This window comes from Rhizobium jaguaris, from assembly GCF_003627755.1.
GTDB lineage: Bacteria > Pseudomonadota > Alphaproteobacteria > Rhizobiales > Rhizobiaceae > Rhizobium > Rhizobium jaguaris.
Genome location: NZ_CP032694.1, coordinates 1,014,442 through 1,037,813 on the forward strand (window position 1 = coordinate 1,014,442; position 23,372 = coordinate 1,037,813).

The following is a 23,372-nucleotide window of genomic DNA, read 5'->3' on the forward strand; positions in this document are numbered from 1 at the left end:
GGTGATGAGGTGCGGAGTCGCCGCGCCCGATCTCCGAAAGGCGCACGAAATGGATAAAGGCTTTGGAACGGCGGCTTGCTGGCTGCTCGTCATTCCCTATATCGGCTTGCTCTGGGTTCCCTTCTATAACCACCACGACCCGGTCCTTCTGGGCTTCCCTTTCTTCTATTGGTATCAGCTCGCCTGGGTGCCGATCACCGCTTTCCTTACCTGGATCGCCTATCGGAGCATGCGCAATGACGACTGAGATCGACCCGACCGCGCTTGCCGTCTTCATCTTCTTTTTCGTGCTTGTCACCGTCATGGGTTTTATCGCCGCGCGCTGGCGCAGGCCGAAGACCCTTGCCCGCATCGACGAATGGGGCCTAGGGGGACGTAGCTTCGGCACCTGGATTACCTGGTTCCTCGTCGGTGGCGACTTCTACACCGCCTACACAGTGATTGCCGTTCCCGCCCTGGTCTACTCGGTCGGCGCCTACGGCTTCTTTGCTCTGCCCTATACGATCATCGTCTATCCCTTCGTCTTCATGGTAATGCCGGTTCTCTGGAAGCGCGCAAAGGACAACGGCTACGTCACGGCGGGCGATGTCGTACACGGCCAATACGGCTCTCGTGCCCTCGAATTGGCCGTGGCGATCACCGGCGTTATCGCGACCATGCCCTACATCGCGCTGCAGCTTGTCGGCATGACGGCAGTGTTCAAAGCCCTGGGACTTCATGGCGAGATCCCGCTCGCCGCCTCCTTTATCATCCTGGCGCTCTACACCTATTCGGCGGGCCTTCGCGCGCCGGCATTGATCGCTTTCGTCAAGGACATCATGATCTATATCGTGGTGATTGCCGCGATCGCACTCATCCCCGCGAAGCTGGGCGGCTACGCCAATGTGTTCGCCGCAGCCGATGCTGCATTCAAGGCCAAGGGATCAGGCAGTCTGCTGCTGGCTGGCAACCAGTACGTCGCCTATGCGACCCTGGCGCTCGGCTCGGCTTTGGCAGCCTTCATGTATCCGCATACATTGACGGGCATTTTTGCCTCCAACAGCGGCAGAACCATTCGCAAGAATGCCGCCTTGCTGCCGGCCTATACGCTGCTGCTCGGCCTGCTGGCACTGCTCGGCTATATGGGCCATGCCGCCGGCCTGAAACTCGAAAGCGCCAATGATGTCGTGCCGGCGCTTTTCCAGACGCTGTTCTCGGGCTGGTTTGCCGGCTTCGCCTTCGCGGCGATTGCGATCGGCGCGCTGGTTCCTGCGGCGGTGATGAGCATCGGCGCGGCCAATCTCTTTACCCGCAACTTTTGGAAAGCCTATATCAACCCGCAGGTCACCGAGGCAGGCGAGGCCAAAGTGGCCAAGGTGACGTCGCTCATCGTCAAGATCGGCGCGCTGCTCGTCATTCTGTTTCTGCCGACGCAGTTCGCGCTCGATCTGCAGTTGCTAGGCGGCATCTGGATCATGCAGACGCTGCCGGCGCTGGTTTTCGGCCTCTATTCCAACTGGTTCCGTGGGCCTGGCCTGCTAGCCGGCTGGGTCGTTGGCTTCTTTGGCGGCACCTACCTTGTCTGGATCAATGGCCTGAAGCCGTTGCAGGCCATCAGCCTCGGAGGAACGCCGTTTACGGTCTACATCGGCCTGCTGGCGCTTATCGCCAATATCGTTGCCGCCGTGATCGTCAACGTCGTCACGCCGGCACGAGCCACGGCACGGGCCTGATTAGACCGCCTCCGATCGGCTGCGGGCGGAAACGTCCGCGGCTTTTCTGTGCCTTGCGGCGGCTGATCCCTCTTCCTTTCCATGCAAAAAGCGCCTATGAACCGCCAACCATGACCCAATTTCGGCTGAGCCCATCGATACGAATTATTGGCCCGGCCTTCCGCGCGCTTTAAGCTGCCGGAAGGTCCGGGTTTTTGGCGCCTGTTCCCGAGGCGCTTTCCGCCGCCGAAAAATCCCTATATGGCTGCGCCTTTCCGGCGCGAAACGCCCGAAACGCCGAGGCAATTGTCAGAACAATGACCGATACCGCTGAAAAGATCGACTATTCGAAAACTCTTTACCTGCCCGAGACCGACTTTCCGATGCGCGCTGGCCTGCCGCAGAAGGAGCCGGAGCTGGTCAAGCGCTGGCAGGAGATGAACCTCTACAAGAAGCTGCGTGCTTCCGCCGCCGGCCGTGAAAAATTCGTGCTGCATGACGGCCCGCCCTATGCCAACGGCAACATCCACATCGGACACGCGCTGAACAAGATCCTGAAGGACGTCATCACCCGCTCGTTCCAGATGCGCGGCTATGACAGCAATTACGTTCCGGGCTGGGACTGCCACGGTCTGCCGATCGAATGGAAGATCGAGGAAAAGTACCGCGAGAAGGGCAAGAACAAGGACGAGGTTCCGGTCAACGAATTCCGTCAGGAATGCCGTGACTTCGCCGCCGGCTGGATCAAGATCCAGTCCGAGGAGTTCAAGCGCCTCGGCATCACGGGCGATTTCGACAATCCCTATCTGACGATGAATTTCCATGCGGAATCCCGCATCGCCGGCGAACTCTTGAAGATCGCCCGCAGCGGCCAGCTCTATCGCGGCTCCAAGCCGATCATGTGGTCGGTTGTCGAGCGCACGGCGCTGGCGGAAGCTGAAGTCGAATATGCCGATGTCGAGAGCGACATGATCTGGGTAAAGTTCCCCGTCGTCGAAGGTCCAGCCGCGCTCGCCGATGCCTTCGTCGTCATCTGGACCACGACGCCCTGGACGATCCCCGGCAACCGGGCGGTCTCCTATTCATCGCGGGTTTCCTACGGTCTTTACGAAGTGACGGAAGCCGCCAATGATTTCGGCCCGCGTCCGGGCGAAAAGCTGATCTTCGCCGACAAGCTTGCCGAGGAATCCTTTGCCAAGGCGAAGCTGCAGTACAAGCGCCTGCGCGACGTGACGGCCGACGATTTGGCTGCTATCACCTGCGCCCATCCGCTGGCTTCGCTCGGCTACGACTTCAAGGTCCCGTTGCTGGACGGCGATCATGTGACCGATGATGCCGGCACCGGTTTCGTGCACACCGCACCGAGCCACGGCCGCGAGGACTTTGACGCCTGGACGACCCATTCCCGCCTGATCGAAGCGCGTGGGATCTCGACCCGTATCCCGTTCCCTGTTGATGACGCCGGCTTCTATACCGCCGATGCCCCCGGCTTCGAGGGCGGCCGCGTCATGGATGACAACGGCAAGAAGGGCAATGCGAACGAGATCGTCACCAAGGCCCTGATCGAGACGAACACCCTCTTCGCCCGCGGCCGGCTCAAGCATTCCTATCCGCATTCCTGGCGCTCGAAGAAGCCGGTCATCTTCCGCAATACGCCGCAGTGGTTCGTGTACATGGACAAGGACTTCGCTGATGGCTCGACGCTGCGTTCGCGCGCCCTGAAGGCGATCGACGATACGCGCTTCGTGCCCGGCGCCGGTCAGAACCGCTTGCGCGCCATGATCGAACAGCGCCCGGACTGGGTTCTGTCGCGCCAGCGCGCCTGGGGCGTGCCGATCTGCATCTTCGTCGATGAAGAGGGCCAGATCCTGCAGGACGACGGTGTCGACGCCCGCATTCTCGAAGCCTTCGAGAAGGAAGGCGCCGATGCCTGGTTCGCCGAAGGCGCGCGTGAACGTTTCCTTGGCGAAAAGGCCAATGAGCCTTGGAAGCAGATCATGGATATCCTCGATGTCTGGTTCGATTCGGGCTCGACGCACACCTTCACGCTGGAAGACCGTCCGGACCTGAAATGGCCGGCAGACGTCTATCTCGAAGGCTCGGATCAGCACCGCGGCTGGTTCCACTCGTCGCTGCTCGAAAGCGCCGCCACACGCGGCCGCGCGCCCTATAATGCCGTTATCACCCATGGCTTCACCATGGATGAGAAGGGCGAGAAGATGTCGAAGTCCAAGGGCAACGTCGTTGCCCCTCAGGACGTGATGAAGGATGCCGGCGCCGATATCCTGCGCCTCTGGGTCATGACCACGGATTATTGGGAAGACCAGCGCCTCGGCAAGGCCATCATCCAGACCAATGTCGATGCCTATCGTAAGCTGCGCAACACAATCCGCTGGATGCTCGGCACCCTGGCGCATGACAAGGGCGAGGTGATTGCCTATGCCGACATGCCTGAGCTGGAACAGCTGATGCTGCATCGTCTCGCCGAACTCGACGAGCTGGCGCGCGAAAGCTACGATGCCTTCGATTTCAAGCGCATTGCCCGCGCCCTTATCGATTTCGCCAATGTCGAGCTGTCGGCCTTCTACTTCGACGTCCGTAAGGATGCGCTCTACTGCGATGCTCCGTCGAGCCTGCGCCGCCGCTCGTCGCTCGCCGTCATCCGCATGATCTTCGATTGCATGGTGACCTGGCTGGCGCCGATGCTGCCTTTCACGACCGAAGAAGCCTGGTTGTCGCGCAACCCGACCGCGGTTTCCGTGCATCTTGAACAGTTTCCCGCCGTTCCCGCCGAATGGAAGAACGAGATCCTGGCCGAGAAATGGAAGAAGATCCGTGCGGTGCGCAGCGTCGTCACCGGCGCCTTGGAAATCGAGCGCAAGGACAAGCGTATTGGCTCCTCGCTGGAAGCCGCGCCGGTTGTCTACATCGCCGATCCGGAGCTTCTGAAGGTGCTGGAAGGCCAGGATTTTGCAGAAATCTGCATCACCTCCGACATCACCATCCGTGGTGGCGAAGGCCCGGCCAATGCCTTCCGTCAGGATGACGCCGCCAAGGTGAGTGTCGTGCCGAAACTGGCAGAAGGCCGTAAGTGCGCCCGCTCATGGCGCATCACCACCGACGTCGGCTCCGATCCGGAATATCCCGACGTGTCGGCGCGTGATGCGGCGGCGCTGCGCGAATTGATGGCCATCAACTGAAGAAAATTACCGGATGAATTGCGTTTGCTGCGTTCATCCGGTAAAAGCTGCCTGAAAATGGCCCGATTTTTGCGGCAGTTGGCATGAATTGGGGTTCTGCGATAGTTGTACCGGCATGGCTGGGAAGGGTATTCATGAGAGCGATGCATAGGGTTCGTGTCGGCGTCAGCTTGACGGCACTCGTGGTTGGCTGCGGTCTGATGGCCGGCTGCATGAGCAGCCCGCGCTACGGCACGGACAAGACCGCCGGCGAGCAGCTCTTTGACGATCTCAGCGACATCGCGTCCGTTTCGGCCGCCACGCCGAAAGACAAGGGTGTAAAATATCCGAACCGGCCCGGCCTGGTTCTCCCCGCTCAACAGAATAGGGAAGACCTGACTTCGCCGCAGCAGTCGCTGGCAAGCAAGGATAATCCGGCCTGGGTGGAATCACCGGAAGAAGCGCGTAAACGCCTGGCCGACGAAGCCGATCAGAATAAGAACGACGTCAACTATCGCTCGCCGCTCGCCCAGGCCGATAGCGGCCGTAATCGTGTGACCGAGCAGCAGCAGACGGCCGCCTATCGCGCCGCACGCCAGGATCAGGCCGGCACCTATATTGACCAGCGCCGCTACCTGATTGATCCGCCGCAGCAATACCGCCAGGTCTCCGATCCGACTGCGCTGAACGATCTTGGCACGCCGGAGAGCAAGAAGGAAAAGAAGCGCAAGAAGGACGCCGAGGCCGCGCAGCAGACCAGTAGCTGGTGGAAGCCGTTCCAATAAGCCTTTTCTGATAAAGCGGCGGTCAAATCCGCCGCTTTTTAGTCTTCCATACGCTTTTGCTGGAAGAAGTCCCTGAGAATGTCAGCTGCATCCTGTTCGGCCATGCCCGAATAGACCTCTGGGGCGTGGTGGCAGGTCGGCTGGCGATAGAAGCGCACGCCATTATCCACCCCGCCACCTTTCGGATCTTCCGCGCCGTAGTAAAGGCGGCGGATGCGGGCAAATGAGATGGCGGCCGCGCACATGGTGCATGGCTCCAGCGTCACATAGAGATCGGCGCCCGTCAGCCGCTCTTGGCCGAGCGCCTCGCACGCCATGCGGATTACCGTGATTTCGGCATGCGCGGTGACGTCGTTGAGTTCACGGGTGCCATTGCCGGCCTTGGCGATGACGGTGTTGCCGAGCACGAGGACGGCTCCGATAGGCACTTCACCACGCGCTTTTGCGCCCCGCGCTTCGGCGAGCGCCAGCTCCATGAAGTGATTTGTATGCACCATTTAAGATTTTCCACTTAACCGCGGGGGCGTGACCTGATAGGAACACGCCTTAAAAATTCAGGCAAACAACAAATGACAATGAATGACAAGCCCAAGCGGCCTGGGTCCAAACCCTTTACCCGCGACGTCAAGACGAAGCCGGCGAAGATACGCGACGACGCAAAGCCGATGAAGGCTGCGTCCGCCAAGGCGACGGCAGAGACAGAAGGCGGAGATGGAAAAGCCGAGCGCATTTCCAAGGTGATGGCGCGCGCTGGCGTAGCATCGCGCCGCGACATCGAACGCATGATCATGGATGGCCGCGTAAAGCTCAACGGCGTGCTGCTGGATACTCCGGTCGTCAACGTGACTTTGACCGACAAGATCGACGTGGACGGCGTGCCGATCCGCGGCATCGAGCGCACGCGCCTCTGGCTTTACCACAAGCCGGCGGGCCTGGTGACCACTAATGCCGATCCCGAAGGACGTCCGACAGTCTTCGACAATCTGCCGGAAGAGCTGCCGCGCGTCATGTCGATCGGCCGTCTCGACATCAACACCGAAGGCCTGCTGCTGCTGACCAATGACGGCGGTCTTGCCCGTGTTCTGGAACTGCCGACCACCGGCTGGCTGCGGCGCTACCGCGTGCGCGCCCATGGCGAGATCGATCAGGAAGCCTTGGACAAGCTGAAGGAAGGCATTGCTGTCGATGGCGTGCTTTATGGCTCCATCGAGGCGACGCTCGACCGCACGCAAGGGTCGAACGTCTGGATCACCATGGGCCTGCGCGAAGGCAAGAACCGCGAAATCAAGAATGTGCTGGGCGCCCTCGGCCTCGAGGTCAATCGCCTGATCCGCATTTCCTATGGCCCCTTCCAGCTTGGCGAGCTGCCGGAAGGTCGGGTGCTGGAAGTGCGCGGCCGCACGCTGCGAGATCAGCTCGGCCCCCGCCTGGTCGAAGACGCCAAAGCGAATTTCGATGCGCCGCTCTATAACACTTCGGCCACTGCCCCCGACGATGAGGCAGACGCCAAGCCGGCACGCGCTGCGAAAGAGGAACGCCCGCGCCGCGAACGGCCCGAAGATAAGCGCGAGCGCGCCCTAAGCCGCCTCGACACCAAGCGCGACGATCGTCATGAAGGCGGCCGCCGTGCGGACGACCGCCGGGAGAGCTCTCGCCATGGGGAAGAAGACCGTCCGAAGCGGCAGCCGCTCGCCCCGCGTCGCAGTGCCAACGTCTGGATGGCGCCCGGTGCCAGACCGCTCGGCGAAAAGGCTGCTCTGAAGGCTGCCAAGAATGCGAAGACCGCTGCCAAGCGCGGCGAGACCGCACGTCCGCCGCGCAGCGGATTTGACCGCCCCGATGAAGGCCCACGTGTTCGCGTCAATCGTGTCGATGAGGCGGACGGCGAATGGATCCGCTCAAGCGAGGTGACCCCGCGCAAGTCTCGTGGCGATGACGAAGGTTTCGAGCGCAAGCGCTCCCGTGGAGATCGGCCGCAGGGCGACCGTCCCGCTCGGGGGGATCGTCCGTTTGGCGACCGCCCTCGCGGCGATCGGGCCTTTAGCGATCGTCCGCGTGGCGAACGTGGCTCGCGCTCGGAAGGCGGCGACCGCCCCCGTGCGAAATCCTTCCAGGGCGAGGCCCGCTCCGAGCGTCCGCGTGGAGACCGCCCATTCGGTGATCGTCCGCCGCGCGGCGACAAGCCTTTCGGCGGAAAGCCCCGTGGAGATCGTCCGTATGGTGACCGGCGGCCGCGCGTCGAGGGAGATGAGCGTCCGCGCGCGAGGTCCTTCGAAGGCGAGCAACGTTCCGAACGTCCCCGCGACGACCGCCCACAAGGCGAACGTTCCTACGGCGAGCGCCCGGCGGGCAAGCCCTTCGGCAAGAAGCCGGGTGGAAAGTCCTTTGGCGGCAAGCCGGGTGGAAAGCCCGGCGGGGCACGCGGTTTCTCGGGCAAGTCAGGCGGCGCTGGTCGCCCGTCCGGCGGTCCCGGCCGCGGTGGCCCAAATCGCGGTGGTTCCGGTAGGAGCGGCCCAAAGGGCGGAAGGGGTTGATGCGCGGTGCGGATCGTCGGCGGTGAGTTTCGCGGTCGGTCGCTTGCGGTGCCGAAGTCGAACGACATTCGTCCGACGGCGGACCGCACGCGCGAGAGCCTGTTCAATATAGTGAGCCATGCCTATCCCGAGGCCATCGATGCCACGCGGATGATGGACGTCTTTGCCGGCACCGGAGCAGTTGGCCTGGAAGCCGCCTCTCGCGGCTGCCGCCATGTCCTTTTTGTTGAAAGCAGCGTCGAGGGCCGCGGCCTACTTTGGGAAAATATCGATGCGCTCGGCCTGCATGGTCGCACGCGCATCCTGAGGCGCGACGCCACCGACCTCGGCAGCGTCGGCAATCTGGAGCCCTTCGATTTTCTCTTTGCCGATCCGCCCTATGGTAAAGGCTTAGGCGAAAAGGCTTTCGCCGCGGCCGCAGCCGGCGGCTGGCTTGTGCCGGGAGCCTTGGCTATCCTCGAGGAACGCGCCGACGTCACGGTTGCTGTCGCGCCGGATTTTCTTTTCCTTGAAGAGCGGACTTTCGGCGACAGCAAAATGCATTTCTTCCGTTATCAACCTCGGCAGGCCTAAAGCATGTCGCGCAAAAGTGTGAAGCGGTTTTGCGATCACGACATGCGCAAAATCAAAAGCCTAAAGCGCAACGAGCGAATCTGAAAGATCGCGACACGCTTTTGGGCGGAGGAAGAGAAATATGGGCGATTATGCCGATTTTGTTGGGAGCGATTATCCGCTCGCGACATCCAGCACGCCGAGTGTCGCGGTCGCCTTCGGTTGCGGCGGCGCGCGTGGACTTGCCCATATCCATATCATCGAAGCGTTGGACGAGCTCGGCATTCGCCCGGTCGCGATCGCTGGCGCCTCCATCGGCGCTGTCATGGGCGCGGCGATGGCAGCCGGCATGAGCGGCGCGGAAATCCGTGATCATACGCTCGCCACGGTCGGCAACCGTCCGGCTGTGTTGAACACGATCTGGAGCCTCAGGCCCGCGAACATGCGCGGCTTCCGGATCGGACAGTTCAATCTCGAACGCATCCTGCGTGCTTTCATGCCTTCAACCTTTCCGCAGGATTTCTCCGAGCTGCAAATCCCGCTGAAGGTCGTGACGACGGATTATTACGATCAGGCCGAAGTCGTCACCGAAAAAGGCGAGCTTTTCCCGGTGCTTGCTGCCTCGGCCGCCATCCCCGCCGTCTTCATGCCGGTCAAGGTCGGCGACCGCGTGATGATCGACGGCGGCATCATGAATCCGGTCCCCTACGAGCATCTGGCCGGGCTTGCCGACATCATCATCGGCATCGACGTCGTTGGCGGACCGGAAGGCGACGGCGCCCATATTCCAAATCGCATCGAGAGCCTGTTCGGCGCCGGGCAACTGACGATGCAGTCCAATATCGCGTTAAAGCTGCGGTTGCTTGCACCGCAAATCTTCCTGAGGCCGTCCGTCGGCCGCACCGGCGTGCTCGATTTTCTCAAGGCCCGCGATATCCTCGCTATGTCCGTAGGCGTCAAGGACGAGCTGAAATTCGCCCTCGATCGGGTGATTACGGCTAAGAATTAAGCCCGTTCGGGCTCCTCCTCCGGCATGACGGAGAGATCGTCGTCGTCGCTGAAAATGTCGGCGGCGCGCTTCGGCTTGACCAGCGGTTCCGGCTTGACCGGCCGTGAATAGAGCATATCGCGCCCGGCCTGCAGCCCTTCGCTTGTCTGCAGCACCAGCCGCTGTTCGTCGCGCTTGCGGATATCTTCGCCGATCTCGAAGGCTTCGATCTCGCTGATGCCGAGCGCTTCCAAAGTGCGGCGCCCGAACAGCAGGCCGGATTCCAGCGTTTCGCGCAGCTCATAATCGACACCCTTGTTGCGCAGTTCAATCGAGTGAATGCGGTCGTAGGAGCGGACAAAGATGCGCGCGTGCGGATAGTCCGTCTGCACCAGCTCGACGATCCTGTCGGTGATTTCGCGCAGATGCGTACAGACAACGACGATCTTGGCGCGGTCGATGCCGGCCGAGCGCAGCACATCCTTGCGGGTACCGTCGCCGAAATAAATGCGAAAGCCGAAGTTGGAGGCCTGGCGGATACGATCGGCGGAAAAGTCGATAACGGTGACGTCGCGGCCGCCGGCAAGCAGGATTTGCGCGGCGATCTGGCCGAAACGCGAGAACCCGATCATCAGCACGTCGGAACCCGCACCCTCGAAATCCTCCTCAAGCTCCTCATGCGCATCGCCGGTCAGCAGACGCTTCGAAAGCGCCGCACCAAGCGGAGTCAGCGCCATGGAGAGCGTTACGACCGCGATCAGCAGCGATGCCGTGCTGGCGGAGAGGAGCCCGCCGCTGGCGCTGGCCGCGCCGAACAGCACGAAACCGAATTCACCGCCCTGGGGAAGTAGGAAAGCAATGCGGATGGCGTCGTTATGCGACGAGCCGGTCACGCGGCAGAGCGCATAGATGATCACGCCCTTGATGACCATGACGACCGGCACGGCGAGCACGATCAGTATCCAGTTGTCGGTAATGACATCGAGTTTCAGCGACAGGCCGACGGCGATGAAGAAGATGGCGAGCAGCACGCCGCGGAACGGCTCGATATCCGCCTCCAGCTCATGGCGATAGGACGATTCGGCCAGCATCACGCCGGAGAGAAAGGCCCCCATTGCCATGGAGAGGCCGGCAAGCTGCATCAACGTCGCCGATCCTATGACGACGAGCAGCGCGGCGGCGATCATAGCCTCACGTGCGCCGGTCCGGGCGATGACCTGGAACAGCGGCGTCAGCAGATAACGCCCGGCAATGATCATCGCCGCGACGGCGCCGACGGCGATGGCGAGGTCCAGAATCGGATTGGAAGCCTGCGTCGGTCCACCAAGAACCGTGACAAGGGCAAGCAGCGGCACGATCGCGAGATCCTGCAACAGCAGCATCGAGAAGGAACGCTGCCCGTATTTCGTATTGACGTCGCCCTCCTGCTCCAGGATCTGCATGGCAAACGCCGTCGAAGACAGCGCCAGGCCGAAGCCGACGATAATGCTGCCGCGCCAGCCGGCAATGCCTGCGAGATCGGCAGCGAGCGTCAGCGCCAATCCGCTCAAGATCACCTGCGCCGTGCCGAGGCCGAAAATGTCACGCCGCATCTGCCACAGGCGCGACGGCTTCAATTCCAGTCCGATGATGAACAGCAGGAAAACGACACCGAGTTCGGCGACGGAAAGCACGGATTCGCCATCGCCGATGCTGTGCAGTATCGGGCCGATGACGACGCCGGCGGCGAGATAGCCGAGAACGGTGCCGAGCCCCAATTTCTTGAAGATCGGCGCCGTGACGACGGCGCCTCCGAGCAGCATCAGGGTTTCGGTAAAGAGGGCATTGGGCGCGGACATCGTCTGTTTCTTTCTGTGGGCAGGCGGTGTTGCAGCGCATAGTCATCAGAAACAACCATGCGTGAAGACATTCGGACAAGAATCGGCGTAGCCGCCCTTGATGCTTTATGTAGTGCACAATAAATGGAACGCGAAGGAAAGGCTAAATCATGTCCTCAGAAATCGATTCCGCCACTCTGCTTTCCCGCGCCAGCCAATTGATCGACCTCGCCCGGAAAGCCGGGGCGGATGCGGCTGATGCCGTCGTCGTGCGCTCGCGGGCGCAATCCGTCAGCGTTCGCCTCGGCAAGGTCGAGGGTACCGAATCCTCCGAAAGCGATGATTTTTCGCTGAGGGTGTTTATCGGCAACCGTGTCGCCAACGTCTCGGCCAATCCCGGCTTCGATCTGCAGGCGCTGGCCGAGCGGGCCGTTGCCATGGCCAAGGTCTCTCCGGAAGACCCGTTCGCCTGCCTTGCCGATGAAGCCGATCTCGCCAAGACCTATCCCGACCTCGAACTCTTCGACCCGACCGAGGTTTCGTCGGTTCAACTGCGTGAGGCAGCCCTTGCGATGGAAGAGGCGGCGCTCGCCGTCCCGGGCGTCAGCAATTCTTCGGGCGCGGGCGCATCCGCCGGCATGGGTGGTATGGTACTCGTCACCTCACATGGTTTTGCCGGTCACTATATGGGCTCCCGCTTCAGCCGGTCCGTCAGCGTCATCGCCGGCGAAGGCACCGGCATGGAGCGGGATTACGATTTCGACAGCCGCCTCTATTTCGCCGAGCTGGACGCAGCCGAGGATATTGGCCGCCGTGCCGGCGAACGGGTGATCAAGCGCCTCAATCCGCGTCAGGTTCCGACCGGCAAGGATGTGACTGTCGTTTTCGATCCGCGCGTGGCACGCGGTTTCGTCGGGCATATCGCCGGGGCCATCAACGGTGCAGCCGTTGCACGCAAAACCAGTTTCCTGCGAGACAAAATGGGCGAGCAGGTGCTGAAAGCCGGCCTGTCGATCACCGATGATCCCTTGATCGTGCGCGGCCCCGCCTCGCGCCCCTTCGACGGCGAAGGTGTCTCGGGCAAGCGGCTGGTGATGATCGAGGACGGTGTGTTGAAGCATTGGTTCCTGTCCACGTCGACAGCGCGCGAGATCGGCGGTCTCAGGACCAACGGCCGCGGATCGCGTGGCGGCACGGCCGTTTCTCCGTCCGCCACCAATCTGGCGCTGGAGCCAGGCGATATTTCCCCGGAGGAGCTGATCCGCAATGTCGGCAACGGCTTTTACGTCACCGAGCTGATCGGCCAGGGCGTCAACATGATCACCGGCGAATACAGCCGCGGCGCTACCGGTTTCTGGATCGAAAATGGCGAACTGACTTTCCCGGTTTCGGAGGTGACGATCGCCTCCAATCTCAAGGAGATGTTCATGCGCGTGACGCCGGCAAACGATATCGACCGCGATTTCGGCGTCGCGGCTCCGACGCTCGCCATCGAAGGCATGACGCTGGCTGGGCGCTGAGCCGGAGATTGGAATTTGGGAATGAGCGATAGGGACGTAGCTGGCCAAGGGAGCGATCTCGAATTGATCGTTGAAGCAGCGCGCCAGGCCGGCGAAATTGCTCTCGGCTTCTTCCGGCAATCGCCCGAGGTCTGGTGGAAGAACGAAGGCCGCTCCCCGGTCAGCGCCGCCGATTTCGCAGCCAACGAAAAGCTCGCCTCCATCCTGCGTCCCGCACGACCGGACTATGGCTGGCTTTCCGAAGAGACCGACGATGATGCCGAGCGGCTGTCGCATGGGACCCTCTTCGTTGTCGATCCGATCGACGGCACGCGCGGGTTTCTGTCGGGGCTCGAGCTGTGGTGTGTCAGTGTCGCCGTGGTGACCGATGGGCGCCCGACGGCGGGCGTACTTTATGCGCCGGCGCTGCAGGAATTGTTCGTTGCGACGGCCGACGGCCCGGCGCTGAAGAACGGTGAGCCGATCGTGGTTTCGGCCCGGCGGGAACGTGATATCCACAGGCTTGCCACCGCTGAGGACATGCTGAACAGCTTCGATGCGGATTTCCGCAAGACGATCGAACGGGTGAAGCATGTACCTTCGCTCGCCCTTCGCCTTGCCATGGTCGCTGACGGCCGGCTGGAAGGGACGATTGTCAAGCGCAATTCCCACGACTGGGATCTCGCCGCCGCCGATCTCATTTTGGAACGGGCGGGCGGCGCGCTTGTCGATCTCTCAGGCCATCCGCTCACCTATAACCGCCCCGATGTCTCGCATGGCGAACTCTGCGGCGCGCCGGCTGCACGATTGCCGGAATTCCTGCGTCAACTCTCCCACAGACGAAACGGTTGACCTTTTGGTCAAAATCCCTCAGAGGAAGAGCGGAGGGGGACGACAGCAGAAAGAGACGAAAATGACGAACTCCAGCGGCAAAAAGCAGCTTTTGCACCTCGTATTCGGCGGGGAATTGGAAAATCTCGAGGAAGTACAGTTCCGCAATCTGAACGAACTCGACATTGTCGGCATGTACCCCGACTATGCGAGCGCGCTGACCGCCTGGAAATCGAAGGCTCAGCAGACCGTCGACAACGCTCACATGCGGTATTTCATCGTCCACCTGCATCGTTTGCTTGATCCGCAGGACAAGGCTTCCTCCTGAAGCCGCGTTCCGCTTCATTTAACATTTGATATTCCCGTCCGGATGGGCGTTGTCGTTTTCAATCCGGCTATGGCGCAGTATTTTTGACGCAATCAGAACGAAGAATCGGCCGAACGTTCGGCCGAGAGACAATTGGGATTTGGCATCGATGACGATCAGCTTGGATCGGAGGCAATCGAGATGAGCAGCCTCAGGGCGCGCCTCACTTTGGGTGCTTACCGCCTCGGTGGGATTGCGATCTATCCCCTCATCGGGCCTTATCTCGCCTTCCGTGCCGCCAAGGGCAAGGAGGATCGTTCGCGTCGGCTGGAGCGTTCCGGCTACGCCAGCGCCAATCGCCCGCAGGGACCGCTTGTCTGGTTTCATGCCGCAAGCGTCGGAGAGACTTCGGCGGTCGTTCCGCTGATCCGTGAAATCCGCCGCCGCGACATCCACGTTATTCTGACCACGGGAACTATCACGTCCGCCAAGGTGACGCAGGAGCGTCTCGGCGACGAGGTCATCCACCAATATGTGCCGCTTGACCTGAAGCCGGCCATCAGCCGTTTCCTCGACTATTGGCAGCCCGATTGCACCATCATCGCCGAATCCGAGATCTGGCCGATGACCATCATGGAGCTTGGCCGCCGGCGCATCCCGCAGATCCTCGTCAACGCCCGTTTGTCGGATCGCTCTTTTGCTCGCTGGGGCAGGCATACTTCGCTCTCTGAGGCGCTGTTCGAAAGTCTTGCGCTGGTCGTCGCCCAGTCCGATCTCGATGCCGAGCGCTACCGTGATCTCGGTGCGCGGCAAGTGATCAAATCCGGCAATCTGAAGGTGGATACCGACGCGCCGCCCTATGATGCACCGACCCTTGCCCGCTACATGAAGCAGATCGGCGACCGCAAAACCTGGGCCGCCGTCTCGACTTTCGAGGGTGAGGAGGGTGCCGCTGCCGTCGTCCACAAGACGCTGAAAGAGCATAACGATCAGTTGACCATCATCGTGCCACGCCATCCCGAACGCTGCGACGCGATCGAGGCGATGCTCGTCGAGCAGGGACTGAAAGTGGCGCGCCGGACCCGCAACGATATCCTTTCGCCGGATGTCGATGTCTTCCTCGGCGATACGATCGGCGAGATGGGTCTCTATTTACGCATGACCGAAGTTGCTTTCATGGGCAAGTCGATGTTCAACGAAGGCGGCCAGAACCCGCTCGAGCCAGCCATGCTCGGTTGCGCCATTCTGTCCGGCGGCCATGTTCAGAATTTCCGCGATGCCTACCAGCTGCTCGCTCGCCGCGGTAGCGCCCGCATGGTGCGCGATACCGAGATGCTGGCGAGGGGCGTGCACTACCTGCTGACCAACGATGCGGCGCGGCTAGGCATGATCGACGCCGGCTACATCGCCGTACACGAGATGCGCGGAGCGTTGGCGGCGACCATCAAGGGATTGGAACCCTACATCAATCCGCTGACGGTGAAGGCGCGGCTGCTACCGAAGATGGCGCAGGGATAGAGGAGTACTCCATGACGGCAATCAGGCCGGGCACGATCGCGGGCATTCTCTTCGACAAGGACGGCACGCTGCTCGACTATGATGAGAGCTGGCTACCGGTCAATCGCGAGCTTGCCAGCATTGCCGCCCAGGGTGACGCAGCACTTGCCGATCAACTGCTTCTGGCGTGCGGCATGGACCCGGTTACCGGCCATATTGTGCCCGACAGCCTGCTTGCCGCCGGCAATACCCGGCAGATTTCCGAGGGTCTGGTTGCAGCCGGCTCCCGGATGGATGTGATCGAGCTCACGGAAAAGCTCGATGCGTTATTTTCCCATGCCGCGGACTTCTCGGCGCCGGTCACCGATCTCGCCGCGTTCTTCCGCCGACTTCACGAGCGCGGTTATAGGCTCGGCGTTGCCTCCAGCGACAATGAGCGCTCCATCCGCCAGACGGCGCGCCGCTTTGGTTTCCTCGATTATCTCGATTATATCGCCGGCTACGACAGTGGTTTTGGAACCAAGCCGGAGCCTGGAATGGTGCTCGGTTTCTGCGAAGCGACGGGCCTTGCCCCCGCGCAAATTGCCGTCGTCGGCGACAACAATCACGACCTGCACATGGGACACAATGCCGGAGTTGGCCTGAGGGTCGGCGTGCTGACCGGCACCGGATCGCGTGAATCGCTCGCGGCCGCTTCCGACTATTGCCTGAACGACATCACGGAATTGGAAAGCCTGCTGTCCGTTGCTCAGCCGGTGTGACCAAGGCCAAGGCTTGCTTTTTCATCCGATCTGCCCTTTCTTGCCGCCTTGCCGAGATGTACGGGCAAGAGCGGGCGCAAGGTGGGATTAGATTATGGTATCGGAAGCACCGCCTTTCTGGTGGCGGAAGCCTGATTGGCGCGCTTGGGGCCTTTCGCCCTTTTCCTTTTTATACGGCCGGATCGCCGGCCATCGCATGGCGCATGGCCGGCGCGCCTCCGTCCCGGTGCCGGTCATCTGCGTCGGCAATTTTACGGTGGGCGGCGCCGGCAAGACACCGACGGCGCTGACGCTTGCCCGTGTCGCCAAGGCAAAGGGATTGAAGCCGGGCTTCCTCAGCCGCGGCTATGGCGGTTCGCTTGACGTGACGACCGTCGTCGATCCGCATCACCATCATGCCACCGCGGTCGGCGACGAGCCGCTGCTGCTTGCTCGCGAGGCATTGACGGTCATCTCGCGCCGCCGCCTCGAGGGCGCGGAGCGGCTGGTCCGCGAGGGTGCTGACCTCATCATCATGGACGATGGTTTTCAGAGCGCGCAACTTGCCATTGACTACGCCCTGGTCGTCATCGACGCCACGAGAGGTATCGGCAACGGCTATCTCGTTCCCAGCGGACCTGTGCGTGCGCCGCTGCGGACACAGTTGCGCTATGCGTCGGCGCTGCTGAAAGTCGGCGAAGGCAATGCCGCCGATCGGATCGTGCGCATGGCGGCGAGGGCTGGGAAACCTTTCTTTGCAGCGTCCGTCAAGGTGCGTGGGCAGGAGAATCTGCTCGGCCGAAACGTGCTCGCCTTCGCAGGCATTGCCGATCCCACCAAATTCTTCCGCACAGTTGAGTCGCTGGGGGCCAGCATCGCTGTTAGCCGCACCTTCGGCGATCACGAACATCTGGGCGAAGACGACATAGCCGACATTCTCGATATTGCCGCCCGGGAAAGCCTGGAGATCGTCACCACCTCCAAGGATTATGTCCGCTTGATCGGCCATCACGGCCGTGCCGAGGAGCTGCTGCAGGCCTGCCGCGTCATCGAGATCGACATGGTCTTCGATGATCACCGCGCGCCGGCTCTGATCATCGACCGGGCGATCGCAGCCGCCCGCGAACGGCGGTTACGGGAAGGACAGAAGGCAAAATAGGAATTGCTATAGTCAGCGCTTCTGGTTCGGAAGCGCGCCGGCGCGTTTTTCGGCTTCCAGCGAAGAGATCACGTCGGCATAGGGTTCCTGCCGGGCGACGCTCCAGTAGCGCAGCTCATCGAGCGCGATATGCTTGCCGGTCATGGCGCAGACGACGTAGGAACCGGGCATGAGGATTTGGAAGTCGCCGTCGAGATAGCGAATCTTCGCCTCGCGGTTTCCATGTCCCTCAAAAAGATTCATCTGATGCCGTCCCCAATCTCTGTCATCTGTTTGCCATACCCCGGCAAGCTGGACTTTTCCAGTTATTTCGATCGTATCTGCTCTCAGCTCCGTCCGAACAGCCGTTCGATATCCGAGAGCTTCAACTCTATATAGGTCGGCCTGCCGTGATTGCACTGGCCCGACCCGGGAGTTGCCTCCATTTGGCGCAGAAGTGCGTTCATTTCCTCGGGCCTCAGCCGCCGGCCGGAGCGCACCGAACCGTGGCAGGCCATCGTAGCGGCAACATATTCCAGCTTGGCGGCAAGGCCGGAAGCCGTGTCCCATTCGGCGATCTCGTCGGCCAACTGTCGGATCAGCCCTTGCGCATCCACTTCGCCTAGCATCGCCGGCGTCTCGCGCACCGCGATCGCGCCAGGACCGAAACGCTCGACGGCAAGGCCGAGTTCGGCAAGCTCGTCGGCAAATACCATCAGCCGGTCGCAATCCTCTTCCGGCAGATCAACAATCTCCGGGATTAAGAGGACCTGCGAAGACAGCCGCTTTGAATGCAGGGCTTTGCGCATTTCTTCGAATACGAGCCGCTCATGCGCCGCGTGCTGGTCGACAATGACGAGGCCATCGTCGGTCTGTGCAACGATGTAGTTCTCATGCAATTGGGCACGCGCTGCACCCAGGGGGAACCGAGCCGGTTCCTCCATGCGTACGGGCTCGATAGGTGCTGCGGTTTCGGCGCGGGCAGTCGGTACGGCGAGGCCGTCGAAGGCGGCTTGGGGTCGCTCATCGAAACCATGTCCGTTCGTCGAGGGCTGATAGGGTCTGGATGGCGAAGCCTCGGGCGTCCAGGGTGCTGATGGTGTCGACGGCCGCCATGCCGGCTGGAAACCGGAACGGCCAGGGCTGAAGGCACGAAGCATGCCGTCGGCGCCTGTCGTCGCCGCACGATCACCCTCGCGCGCCAGGGCCTCGCGGATGGCGCCGACGATCAGGCCGCGCACGAGGCCGGGATCGCGGAAACGAACATCGGATTTCGCCGGATGCACGTTGACATCGACGAACGCCGGGTCGAGCATGATGGAGAGGACGGCAACGGGATAGCGCCCGGAAGGTATGGTCTCGGCATAGGCGCCGCGGATCGCCGACAGGATCAGCTTGTCCTGCACCGGCCTGCCGTTGACGAAGGCATATTGATGCGCCGAGTTGCCGCGATTGAACGTCGGCACGCCGGCAAAGCCGGTCAAACTCACATCCTCCCGCGCGGCGTCGAGCTCGATGGCGTTGTCCTTGAACTCGTTCCCGAGCACCTGCGCCATGCGGGCGAGATGATCATCGCCGGTGGCCGGAAATTCCAGTGTCGAGCGGTCGCTGCCGGAAAGCACGAAACGCACGCGTGGGAAGGCGATCGCCATACGTTTGACGACCTCGGTGATCGCGGCAGCTTCGGCCTTCTCGGTCTTCAGGAATTTCAGTCGTGCCGGCGTCGCGAAGAACAGGTCGCGCACCTCGACGATCGTGCCGGGATTGGCGGCCGTCGGGCGCAGGTGCAGCACCTTGCCGCCGGCGACCGAAATTTCCGCGCCGCCATCGCTGCCGGGTCTCCGGCTGGCGATAGACAGCTTCGCAACCGAGCCGATCGAGGGCAGGGCCTCGCCACGGAAGCCCAGGGTGCGGATATCCTCCAGCGTATCGGAAATCTTTGAAGTGCAATGCCGTCTGACGGCCAGCTCCAGGTCCGCCCGCTCCATGCCGGAACCGTTGTCACTGACTCGTAGCAGCGCCTTGCCGCCGCCGGCTGTCGCGATCTCGATGCGCGTCGCGCCGGCATCCAGCGCGTTTTCGATCAACTCCTTGGCAGCACTTGCCGGCCGCTCGATGACTTCGCCGGCGGCGATCTGGTTGATCAGGGTTTCGGAGAGTTGCTTGATGGCCATATCGTCATTTTCGTGGATTCGCGGCGAGGTGGAAAGAGAAAACCTATTCTGACTTTCGTCATCCACCCGATTCAGGTGCGGCCGTGATTAAAAATTTAATCAATGTTTAAGGGAATAATGACAGGTTGCATTCACAGAACTTGAAATGATTGCAGGTGGCGCGCTTTTGCACGTTCACGGCTTTTGGCGGCAGGCTGGTGACCGTCATATCTATGAGCCGACTTCCACCTGTTTCAAGTGCTCAGGCCAGCATGATATCTTCATAAATTTACCTTGAGAGCTATCACCACTGCTCTCAACCTTTGCGTGCTGTGATATCGGATAAATGTAGGAATCGGACGAATGACTGCCGAGATTGATAAGGCAGCTTTTGCAGCAATCACTGAAGACGTTCCGTCTGACGGCAATCTGCAGGCGGCGCTGTTCGATGCGGTCTGTGATGGGCTTTCCAGCGCCTTCCTTATCTACGACAGGAACGATCTGCTGCTGTTCGCCAGCCGTCAGGTCTTGAATTTTTTCCCGATCCCGCCGCAATTTCTGCAACCGTCAACACGGCTGCGTGATTTTCTCGGCGCTGTCTTTGACACCGGCGTCCGGCATCGCGATGTTCATACGAAGTCGGCGGCAACGCGTGACGATTGGGTCTCGCAGCGGATCGCCTCGCATTGGCGAGAGCGTTTTGAGGCAACGGAGCGTTTCGGCGAGGATCGTTGGGTTCGCTTCGTCAAGCGCCGGCTGCCGTCGGGGTTCGGCGTTTGCATCCTCTCGGATATTTCGGAGGTGAAGAAGCGGGAGGAGCAGTGGCGCCTCGATATGGAGCGGGTGCAGCTTACGGAAGATATTCTCGACAACCTGCCGTTTCCCCTCTTCGTCAAGGACCGCAACATGGTCTATGTCGCGGTCAACAAGGCGTTCTGCGACAAATATCAAACCTCCGCGGATGAGGTGTTGGGCCGCAAGGGCATCGATCTCTTCTCCACCGACGTTGCCAACCGCTTCGAGGAAAGCGACCGGCATGTCATGGAGACCGGCGAGATGTCGATCTCGCGCCAGCGGCAGATTGCCCGCGATGGCGTGGAGCGCGATGTGGTGACCAGGAAACAGCGTATAGGCAAGCCCGGCCGCTATTTCCTGGTTGCCACCATGCAGGATCTGCCGAAAGAGGGCGCGGATTTCGACGAGTTCGCTCTTGCTTCGCAGATCAAGGAGAACAACGACCGGTCCTATCGGCGCGCTTATGTGCCGATGGCAGCACTTCAGACTGCCTCGCGCCGCCCGCCCGCCATGGAGACTTTCGTTCCTGAGAATTTCTCCGGTCGCAAGATCCTTGTGGTTACCGGCGATCTTGCTGCTGAATCAGCGGCATTGAAGATGCTTGCCAAATATGGCTTTGAGGCTTGTTCGGTCCACAATGAAAGCGAGGAGGCGGCATTTCTGGATGTTGCTAGCTCTCTTGGCATCAAGATCGATCTCGTTATCGTCGACAACCAGCTCGGCAAACGCGGCCTGGAGCTGGCCGAGCGGCAGAACGTGCCGGCGTTGTTGCTGGACGGCTCGCAGCTCGCCACCGAACTCACTTTCCTGATCGCTCGGCATTTCAACCGCAATATCCGCGGCGAGGCGGGCCAGTTAGCTGAAGGCGACGCGGAGGACTGGCAGATCGCAACCCGTGGCGAGGATCGTGGTTTCCAGATCCTGGTTGCTGAAGACAATGACATCAATCAGATCGTCTTTTCTCAGATCCTGGAGGGGCTCGGTTATCGCTACGTGATCGCCGCGAGCGGCGACGAGGCAGTGCGCCTGTGGAGTGAGCATCACCCGGAGCTGATCCTGATGGATATCTCCCTGCCGGGTCTCAACGGTTTCGAAGCCGCAAGGCTGATCCGCCGTACAGAAAAAGGCAGCGGAACGCATACCCCGATAATCGGTGTGCTCACCCAGGCTTTCGAGCGTGACCGCAACGAATGCGTGGACGCCGGCATGGACGATGTCATCATGAAACCCGTCAGCCCGGATATTCTGGAGACCGTGTTTCAGAAATACATGCGCAGTGGCCGTAAAGCACAAATTAAGTAAGCAAGTCTCATAGCTGTATAGTTTCTAATGAATAGATATTGCTCGCATCGAATGACTGCCGTCCCGCCATCCTTTGTTAAGACTTCGCCGTCATGCTCCTTCGCGGGTGGAGGAAAATGTCGGGACTGAATATGAAATCGGCTGAAATATCGCTCGCGCCAGTCAGTCAGAATGAATTGCAGGCGATGGCCTATACCGATCCACTGACGGGATTGGGGAATCGCTATCGCATGCGCGACCGCGCGCGCCTGCTTTCCGTCGAACGCGCCAGCGATCCCGCGCCCTTCACCATCGGCATTGCCAATCTCGACTCCTTCAAGCCGATCAACGACCTCTTCGGTGTGGAAGCTGGCGACGAGATCCTTTGTCAGGTCGCGCACCGCCTAAAAGCCTGCATTCCCGATGGCGCCACCGTCACCCGTCATGACGGCGACGAATTTGCCTTCGTATTGCCACTCGTCTTTGAACGTGTCGGCGCCGAGAAGTTCGGGCAGATGATCCGCGAAGTGTTGTCGGCGCCCTATGATCTCGGTGATCGCAACGTTCGCCTTTCCGCCTCCTTCGGCTTCGCCATCTATCCCTTCGCCGGCGAGGAATTCGAAGATCTGCTGAAAAGCGCCGAGACGGCCCTTTATCGCTCCAAGCGCCGCGGCCGCGGTCAGATTACCGTCTATTCCAAAGAGATCGCCCAGGAAATGAAGCGCGCGACGCAGCTTGAACAGGCGCTGCGCAACGCCATCATATCCAATGCCATCGACGTGCATTTCCAGCCGATCGTATCACTCGCCAATAATCTGATCGTTGGCTTCGAGGCCTTGGCTCGCTGGAACGACGCCGATCTCGGCTTTGTCTCGCCCGCCGTCTTCGTACCGCTTGCGGAAGAGCGCGGTTTTATCGACGCTCTCTCCGAGACCCTTCTGCGCAAGGCCGCGGAGGCAGCGCTTTCCTGGCCGCGCGAGCTTTTCCTGTCTTTCAATCTGTCCTCGGCGCAATTGATGGATCCCGGCACGAGCAGCAGCATTCTTGCCATTCTCGGCCGCGTCGGTTTCGATCCGCATCGCTTGGAATTGGAAATCACCGAGACGGCCGTCATGAGCTCCGCCGACACGGCACACCGCATCATCGCCGATCTCAGGGCGGCAGGCGTGCGCATCTCACTGGATGATTTCGGCACCGGCCAATCCAGTCTCGGCCGGCTGCGCGATTTCATTTTCGACAAGGTGAAGATCGATCGCGCCTTTGTTTCGCGCATCAATTCCGACCGAGCCTCCGAACATATCGTCAAGGCGATCCTTGCGATGTGCGAGGGACTTGACCTGGAGGTGGTCGCCGAGGGAATCGAGGACTACGCCGAGGCGGTAAAGCTCAGGTCGCTCGGCTGCGCCATGGGGCAGGGCTATTATTACGGCAAGCCTGCCGACAGCGTCGCGACGCTCAGATATCTCCACGAAAACTACTACGAACTGGCTGGTGAGCGCGAAAGCGCCTAAGTGGCCCGGCTTTTCAAGAAAAAGCAGGACCGTTCTACTGCTGCTGCAGATATGAAAAACGACGGCCTACCAAG

At 61.1% G+C, this 23,372-nt stretch carries 19 protein-coding genes; 15 read left to right on the top strand and 4 right to left on the bottom strand.

Annotated features, from left to right (window positions below; genetic code table 11):
- Positions 1–49 precede the first annotated feature (49 nt).
- The 4 genes from CCGE525_RS04945 (at position 50) to CCGE525_RS04960 (ending at position 5,655) form a co-directional block, all read left to right on the top strand.
- Positions 50–247: a DUF3311 domain-containing protein gene (locus CCGE525_RS04945; protein ID WP_120703311.1), complete on the top strand. Its 198-nt coding sequence runs from the start codon at positions 50–52 to the stop codon at positions 245–247.
- Positions 237–1,712, top strand: coding sequence for a monocarboxylate uptake permease MctP (mctP, locus tag CCGE525_RS04950; protein WP_120703312.1), 1,476 nt, complete (start codon positions 237–239; stop codon positions 1,710–1,712). Before CCGE525_RS04945 ends, mctP begins: the two co-directional genes overlap by 11 nt.
- Before the next feature lie 296 nt (positions 1,713–2,008).
- Positions 2,009–4,891, top strand: a complete 2,883-nt coding sequence (gene ileS / locus CCGE525_RS04955; RefSeq protein ID WP_120703313.1) for an isoleucine--tRNA ligase — start codon at positions 2,009–2,011, stop codon at positions 4,889–4,891.
- Positions 4,892–5,025: 134 nt separating this feature from the next.
- Complete coding sequence (locus tag CCGE525_RS04960; protein ID WP_120703314.1) at positions 5,026–5,655, top strand: hypothetical protein; 630 nt, start codon at positions 5,026–5,028, stop codon at positions 5,653–5,655.
- Positions 5,656–5,693: 38 nt separating this feature from the next.
- Here CCGE525_RS04960 and CCGE525_RS04965 read toward each other — a convergent pair whose 3' ends face one another.
- Complete coding sequence (locus CCGE525_RS04965) at positions 5,694–6,152, bottom strand: nucleoside deaminase (RefSeq protein WP_120703315.1); 459 nt, start codon at positions 6,150–6,152, stop codon at positions 5,694–5,696.
- A gap of 72 nt (positions 6,153–6,224) precedes the next feature.
- On the opposite strand from CCGE525_RS04965, the gene CCGE525_RS04970 reads away from it, so the two are divergent.
- The 3 genes from CCGE525_RS04970 to CCGE525_RS04980 all read left to right on the top strand — a co-directional run bounded on the left by CCGE525_RS04970 (position 6,225) and on the right by CCGE525_RS04980 (position 9,750).
- Positions 6,225–8,189, top strand: coding sequence for a pseudouridine synthase (locus tag CCGE525_RS04970; protein ID WP_120703316.1), 1,965 nt, complete (start codon positions 6,225–6,227; stop codon positions 8,187–8,189).
- Positions 8,190–8,195: 6 nt separating this feature from the next.
- Entirely contained in the window at positions 8,196–8,762 is a 567-nt protein-coding gene (rsmD, locus tag CCGE525_RS04975; protein WP_120703317.1) for a 16S rRNA (guanine(966)-N(2))-methyltransferase RsmD, read from the top strand.
- 121 nt (positions 8,763–8,883) lie between these two features.
- On the top strand, positions 8,884–9,750 hold the full coding sequence (locus tag CCGE525_RS04980; protein WP_120703318.1) for a patatin-like phospholipase family protein: 867 nt from the start codon (positions 8,884–8,886) through the stop codon (positions 9,748–9,750).
- Here CCGE525_RS04980 and CCGE525_RS04985 read toward each other — a convergent pair.
- Positions 9,747–11,567, bottom strand: coding sequence for a monovalent cation:proton antiporter-2 (CPA2) family protein (locus CCGE525_RS04985; protein WP_120703319.1), 1,821 nt, complete (start codon positions 11,565–11,567; stop codon positions 9,747–9,749). The two genes, CCGE525_RS04980 and CCGE525_RS04985, sit on opposite strands and share 4 nt — an antisense overlap.
- A 149-nt stretch (positions 11,568–11,716) precedes the next feature.
- On the opposite strand from CCGE525_RS04985, the gene CCGE525_RS04990 reads away from it, so the two are divergent.
- The 6 genes from CCGE525_RS04990 (at position 11,717) to lpxK (ending at position 17,579) form a co-directional block, all read left to right on the top strand.
- The gene (locus tag CCGE525_RS04990; RefSeq protein ID WP_120703320.1) at positions 11,717–13,066 is read left to right on the top strand and encodes a TldD/PmbA family protein; all 1,350 of its coding nucleotides are present in this window, start codon (positions 11,717–11,719) and stop codon (positions 13,064–13,066) included.
- 21 nt (positions 13,067–13,087) lie between these two features.
- Entirely contained in the window at positions 13,088–13,897 is an 810-nt protein-coding gene (locus CCGE525_RS04995; RefSeq protein ID WP_120703321.1) for a 3'(2'),5'-bisphosphate nucleotidase CysQ, read from the top strand.
- 61 nt (positions 13,898–13,958) lie between these two features.
- Complete coding sequence (locus tag CCGE525_RS05000; RefSeq protein ID WP_120703322.1) at positions 13,959–14,204, top strand: DUF4170 domain-containing protein; 246 nt, start codon at positions 13,959–13,961, stop codon at positions 14,202–14,204.
- 180 nt (positions 14,205–14,384) lie between these two features.
- The gene (gene waaA, locus CCGE525_RS05005) at positions 14,385–15,701 is read left to right on the top strand and encodes a lipid IV(A) 3-deoxy-D-manno-octulosonic acid transferase (RefSeq protein WP_120706260.1); all 1,317 of its coding nucleotides are present in this window, start codon (positions 14,385–14,387) and stop codon (positions 15,699–15,701) included.
- An 11-nt stretch (positions 15,702–15,712) separates the two neighbouring features.
- The gene (locus CCGE525_RS05010; RefSeq protein WP_120703323.1) at positions 15,713–16,441 is read left to right on the top strand and encodes an HAD family hydrolase; all 729 of its coding nucleotides are present in this window, start codon (positions 15,713–15,715) and stop codon (positions 16,439–16,441) included.
- A gap of 94 nt (positions 16,442–16,535) precedes the next feature.
- On the top strand, positions 16,536–17,579 hold the full coding sequence (gene lpxK / locus CCGE525_RS05015) for a tetraacyldisaccharide 4'-kinase (protein ID WP_120703324.1): 1,044 nt from the start codon (positions 16,536–16,538) through the stop codon (positions 17,577–17,579).
- 12 nt (positions 17,580–17,591) lie between these two features.
- On the opposite strand, the gene CCGE525_RS05020 is transcribed toward lpxK, so the two are convergent.
- Both CCGE525_RS05020 and mutL read right to left on the bottom strand, forming a co-directional pair.
- The gene (locus CCGE525_RS05020; protein WP_104822141.1) at positions 17,592–17,822 is read right to left on the bottom strand and encodes a DUF2093 domain-containing protein; all 231 of its coding nucleotides are present in this window, start codon (positions 17,820–17,822) and stop codon (positions 17,592–17,594) included.
- 83 nt (positions 17,823–17,905) lie between these two features.
- Positions 17,906–19,732 carry a DNA mismatch repair endonuclease MutL gene (gene mutL, locus CCGE525_RS05025; RefSeq protein WP_120703325.1) on the bottom strand — a complete coding sequence of 609 codons (1,827 nt, stop codon included), beginning with the start codon at positions 19,730–19,732 and terminating at the stop codon, positions 17,906–17,908.
- Positions 19,733–20,074: 342 nt separating this feature from the next.
- On the opposite strand from mutL, the gene CCGE525_RS05030 reads away from it, so the two are divergent.
- Both CCGE525_RS05030 and CCGE525_RS05035 read left to right on the top strand, forming a co-directional pair.
- Positions 20,075–21,808, top strand: a complete 1,734-nt coding sequence (locus CCGE525_RS05030; RefSeq protein ID WP_120703326.1) for a response regulator — start codon at positions 20,075–20,077, stop codon at positions 21,806–21,808.
- A gap of 131 nt (positions 21,809–21,939) precedes the next feature.
- Positions 21,940–23,298, top strand: coding sequence for a putative bifunctional diguanylate cyclase/phosphodiesterase (locus tag CCGE525_RS05035; protein WP_120703327.1), 1,359 nt, complete (start codon positions 21,940–21,942; stop codon positions 23,296–23,298).
- Positions 23,299–23,372 lie beyond the last annotated feature (74 nt).

Bases quoted from the DNA above. Each gene is read 5' to 3' on its own strand.
- CCGE525_RS04945 (WP_120703311.1), top strand. From the start codon at position 50: ATGGATAAAGGCTTTGGAACGGCGGCTTGCTGGCTGCTCGTCATTCCC.
- mctP (WP_120703312.1), top strand. From the start codon at position 237: ATGACGACTGAGATCGACCCGACCGCGCTTGCCGTCTTCATCTTCTTT.
- ileS (WP_120703313.1), top strand. From the start codon at position 2,009: ATGACCGATACCGCTGAAAAGATCGACTATTCGAAAACTCTTTACCTG.
- CCGE525_RS04960 (WP_120703314.1), top strand. From the start codon at position 5,026: ATGAGAGCGATGCATAGGGTTCGTGTCGGCGTCAGCTTGACGGCACTC.
- CCGE525_RS04965 (WP_120703315.1), bottom strand. From the start codon at position 6,152: ATGGTGCATACAAATCACTTCATGGAGCTGGCGCTCGCCGAAGCGCGG.
- CCGE525_RS04970 (WP_120703316.1), top strand. From the start codon at position 6,225: ATGACAATGAATGACAAGCCCAAGCGGCCTGGGTCCAAACCCTTTACC.
- CCGE525_RS04980 (WP_120703318.1), top strand. From the start codon at position 8,884: ATGGGCGATTATGCCGATTTTGTTGGGAGCGATTATCCGCTCGCGACA.
- CCGE525_RS04985 (WP_120703319.1), bottom strand. From the start codon at position 11,567: ATGTCCGCGCCCAATGCCCTCTTTACCGAAACCCTGATGCTGCTCGGA.
- CCGE525_RS04990 (WP_120703320.1), top strand. From the start codon at position 11,717: ATGTCCTCAGAAATCGATTCCGCCACTCTGCTTTCCCGCGCCAGCCAA.
- CCGE525_RS04995 (WP_120703321.1), top strand. From the start codon at position 13,088: ATGAGCGATAGGGACGTAGCTGGCCAAGGGAGCGATCTCGAATTGATC.
- CCGE525_RS05000 (WP_120703322.1), top strand. From the start codon at position 13,959: ATGACGAACTCCAGCGGCAAAAAGCAGCTTTTGCACCTCGTATTCGGC.
- waaA (WP_120706260.1), top strand. From the start codon at position 14,385: ATGAGCAGCCTCAGGGCGCGCCTCACTTTGGGTGCTTACCGCCTCGGT.
- CCGE525_RS05010 (WP_120703323.1), top strand. From the start codon at position 15,713: ATGACGGCAATCAGGCCGGGCACGATCGCGGGCATTCTCTTCGACAAG.
- lpxK (WP_120703324.1), top strand. From the start codon at position 16,536: ATGGTATCGGAAGCACCGCCTTTCTGGTGGCGGAAGCCTGATTGGCGC.
- CCGE525_RS05020 (WP_104822141.1), bottom strand. From the start codon at position 17,822: ATGAATCTTTTTGAGGGACATGGAAACCGCGAGGCGAAGATTCGCTAT.
- mutL (WP_120703325.1), bottom strand. From the start codon at position 19,732: ATGGCCATCAAGCAACTCTCCGAAACCCTGATCAACCAGATCGCCGCC.
- CCGE525_RS05030 (WP_120703326.1), top strand. From the start codon at position 20,075: ATGACTGCCGAGATTGATAAGGCAGCTTTTGCAGCAATCACTGAAGAC.
- CCGE525_RS05035 (WP_120703327.1), top strand. From the start codon at position 21,940: ATGAAATCGGCTGAAATATCGCTCGCGCCAGTCAGTCAGAATGAATTG.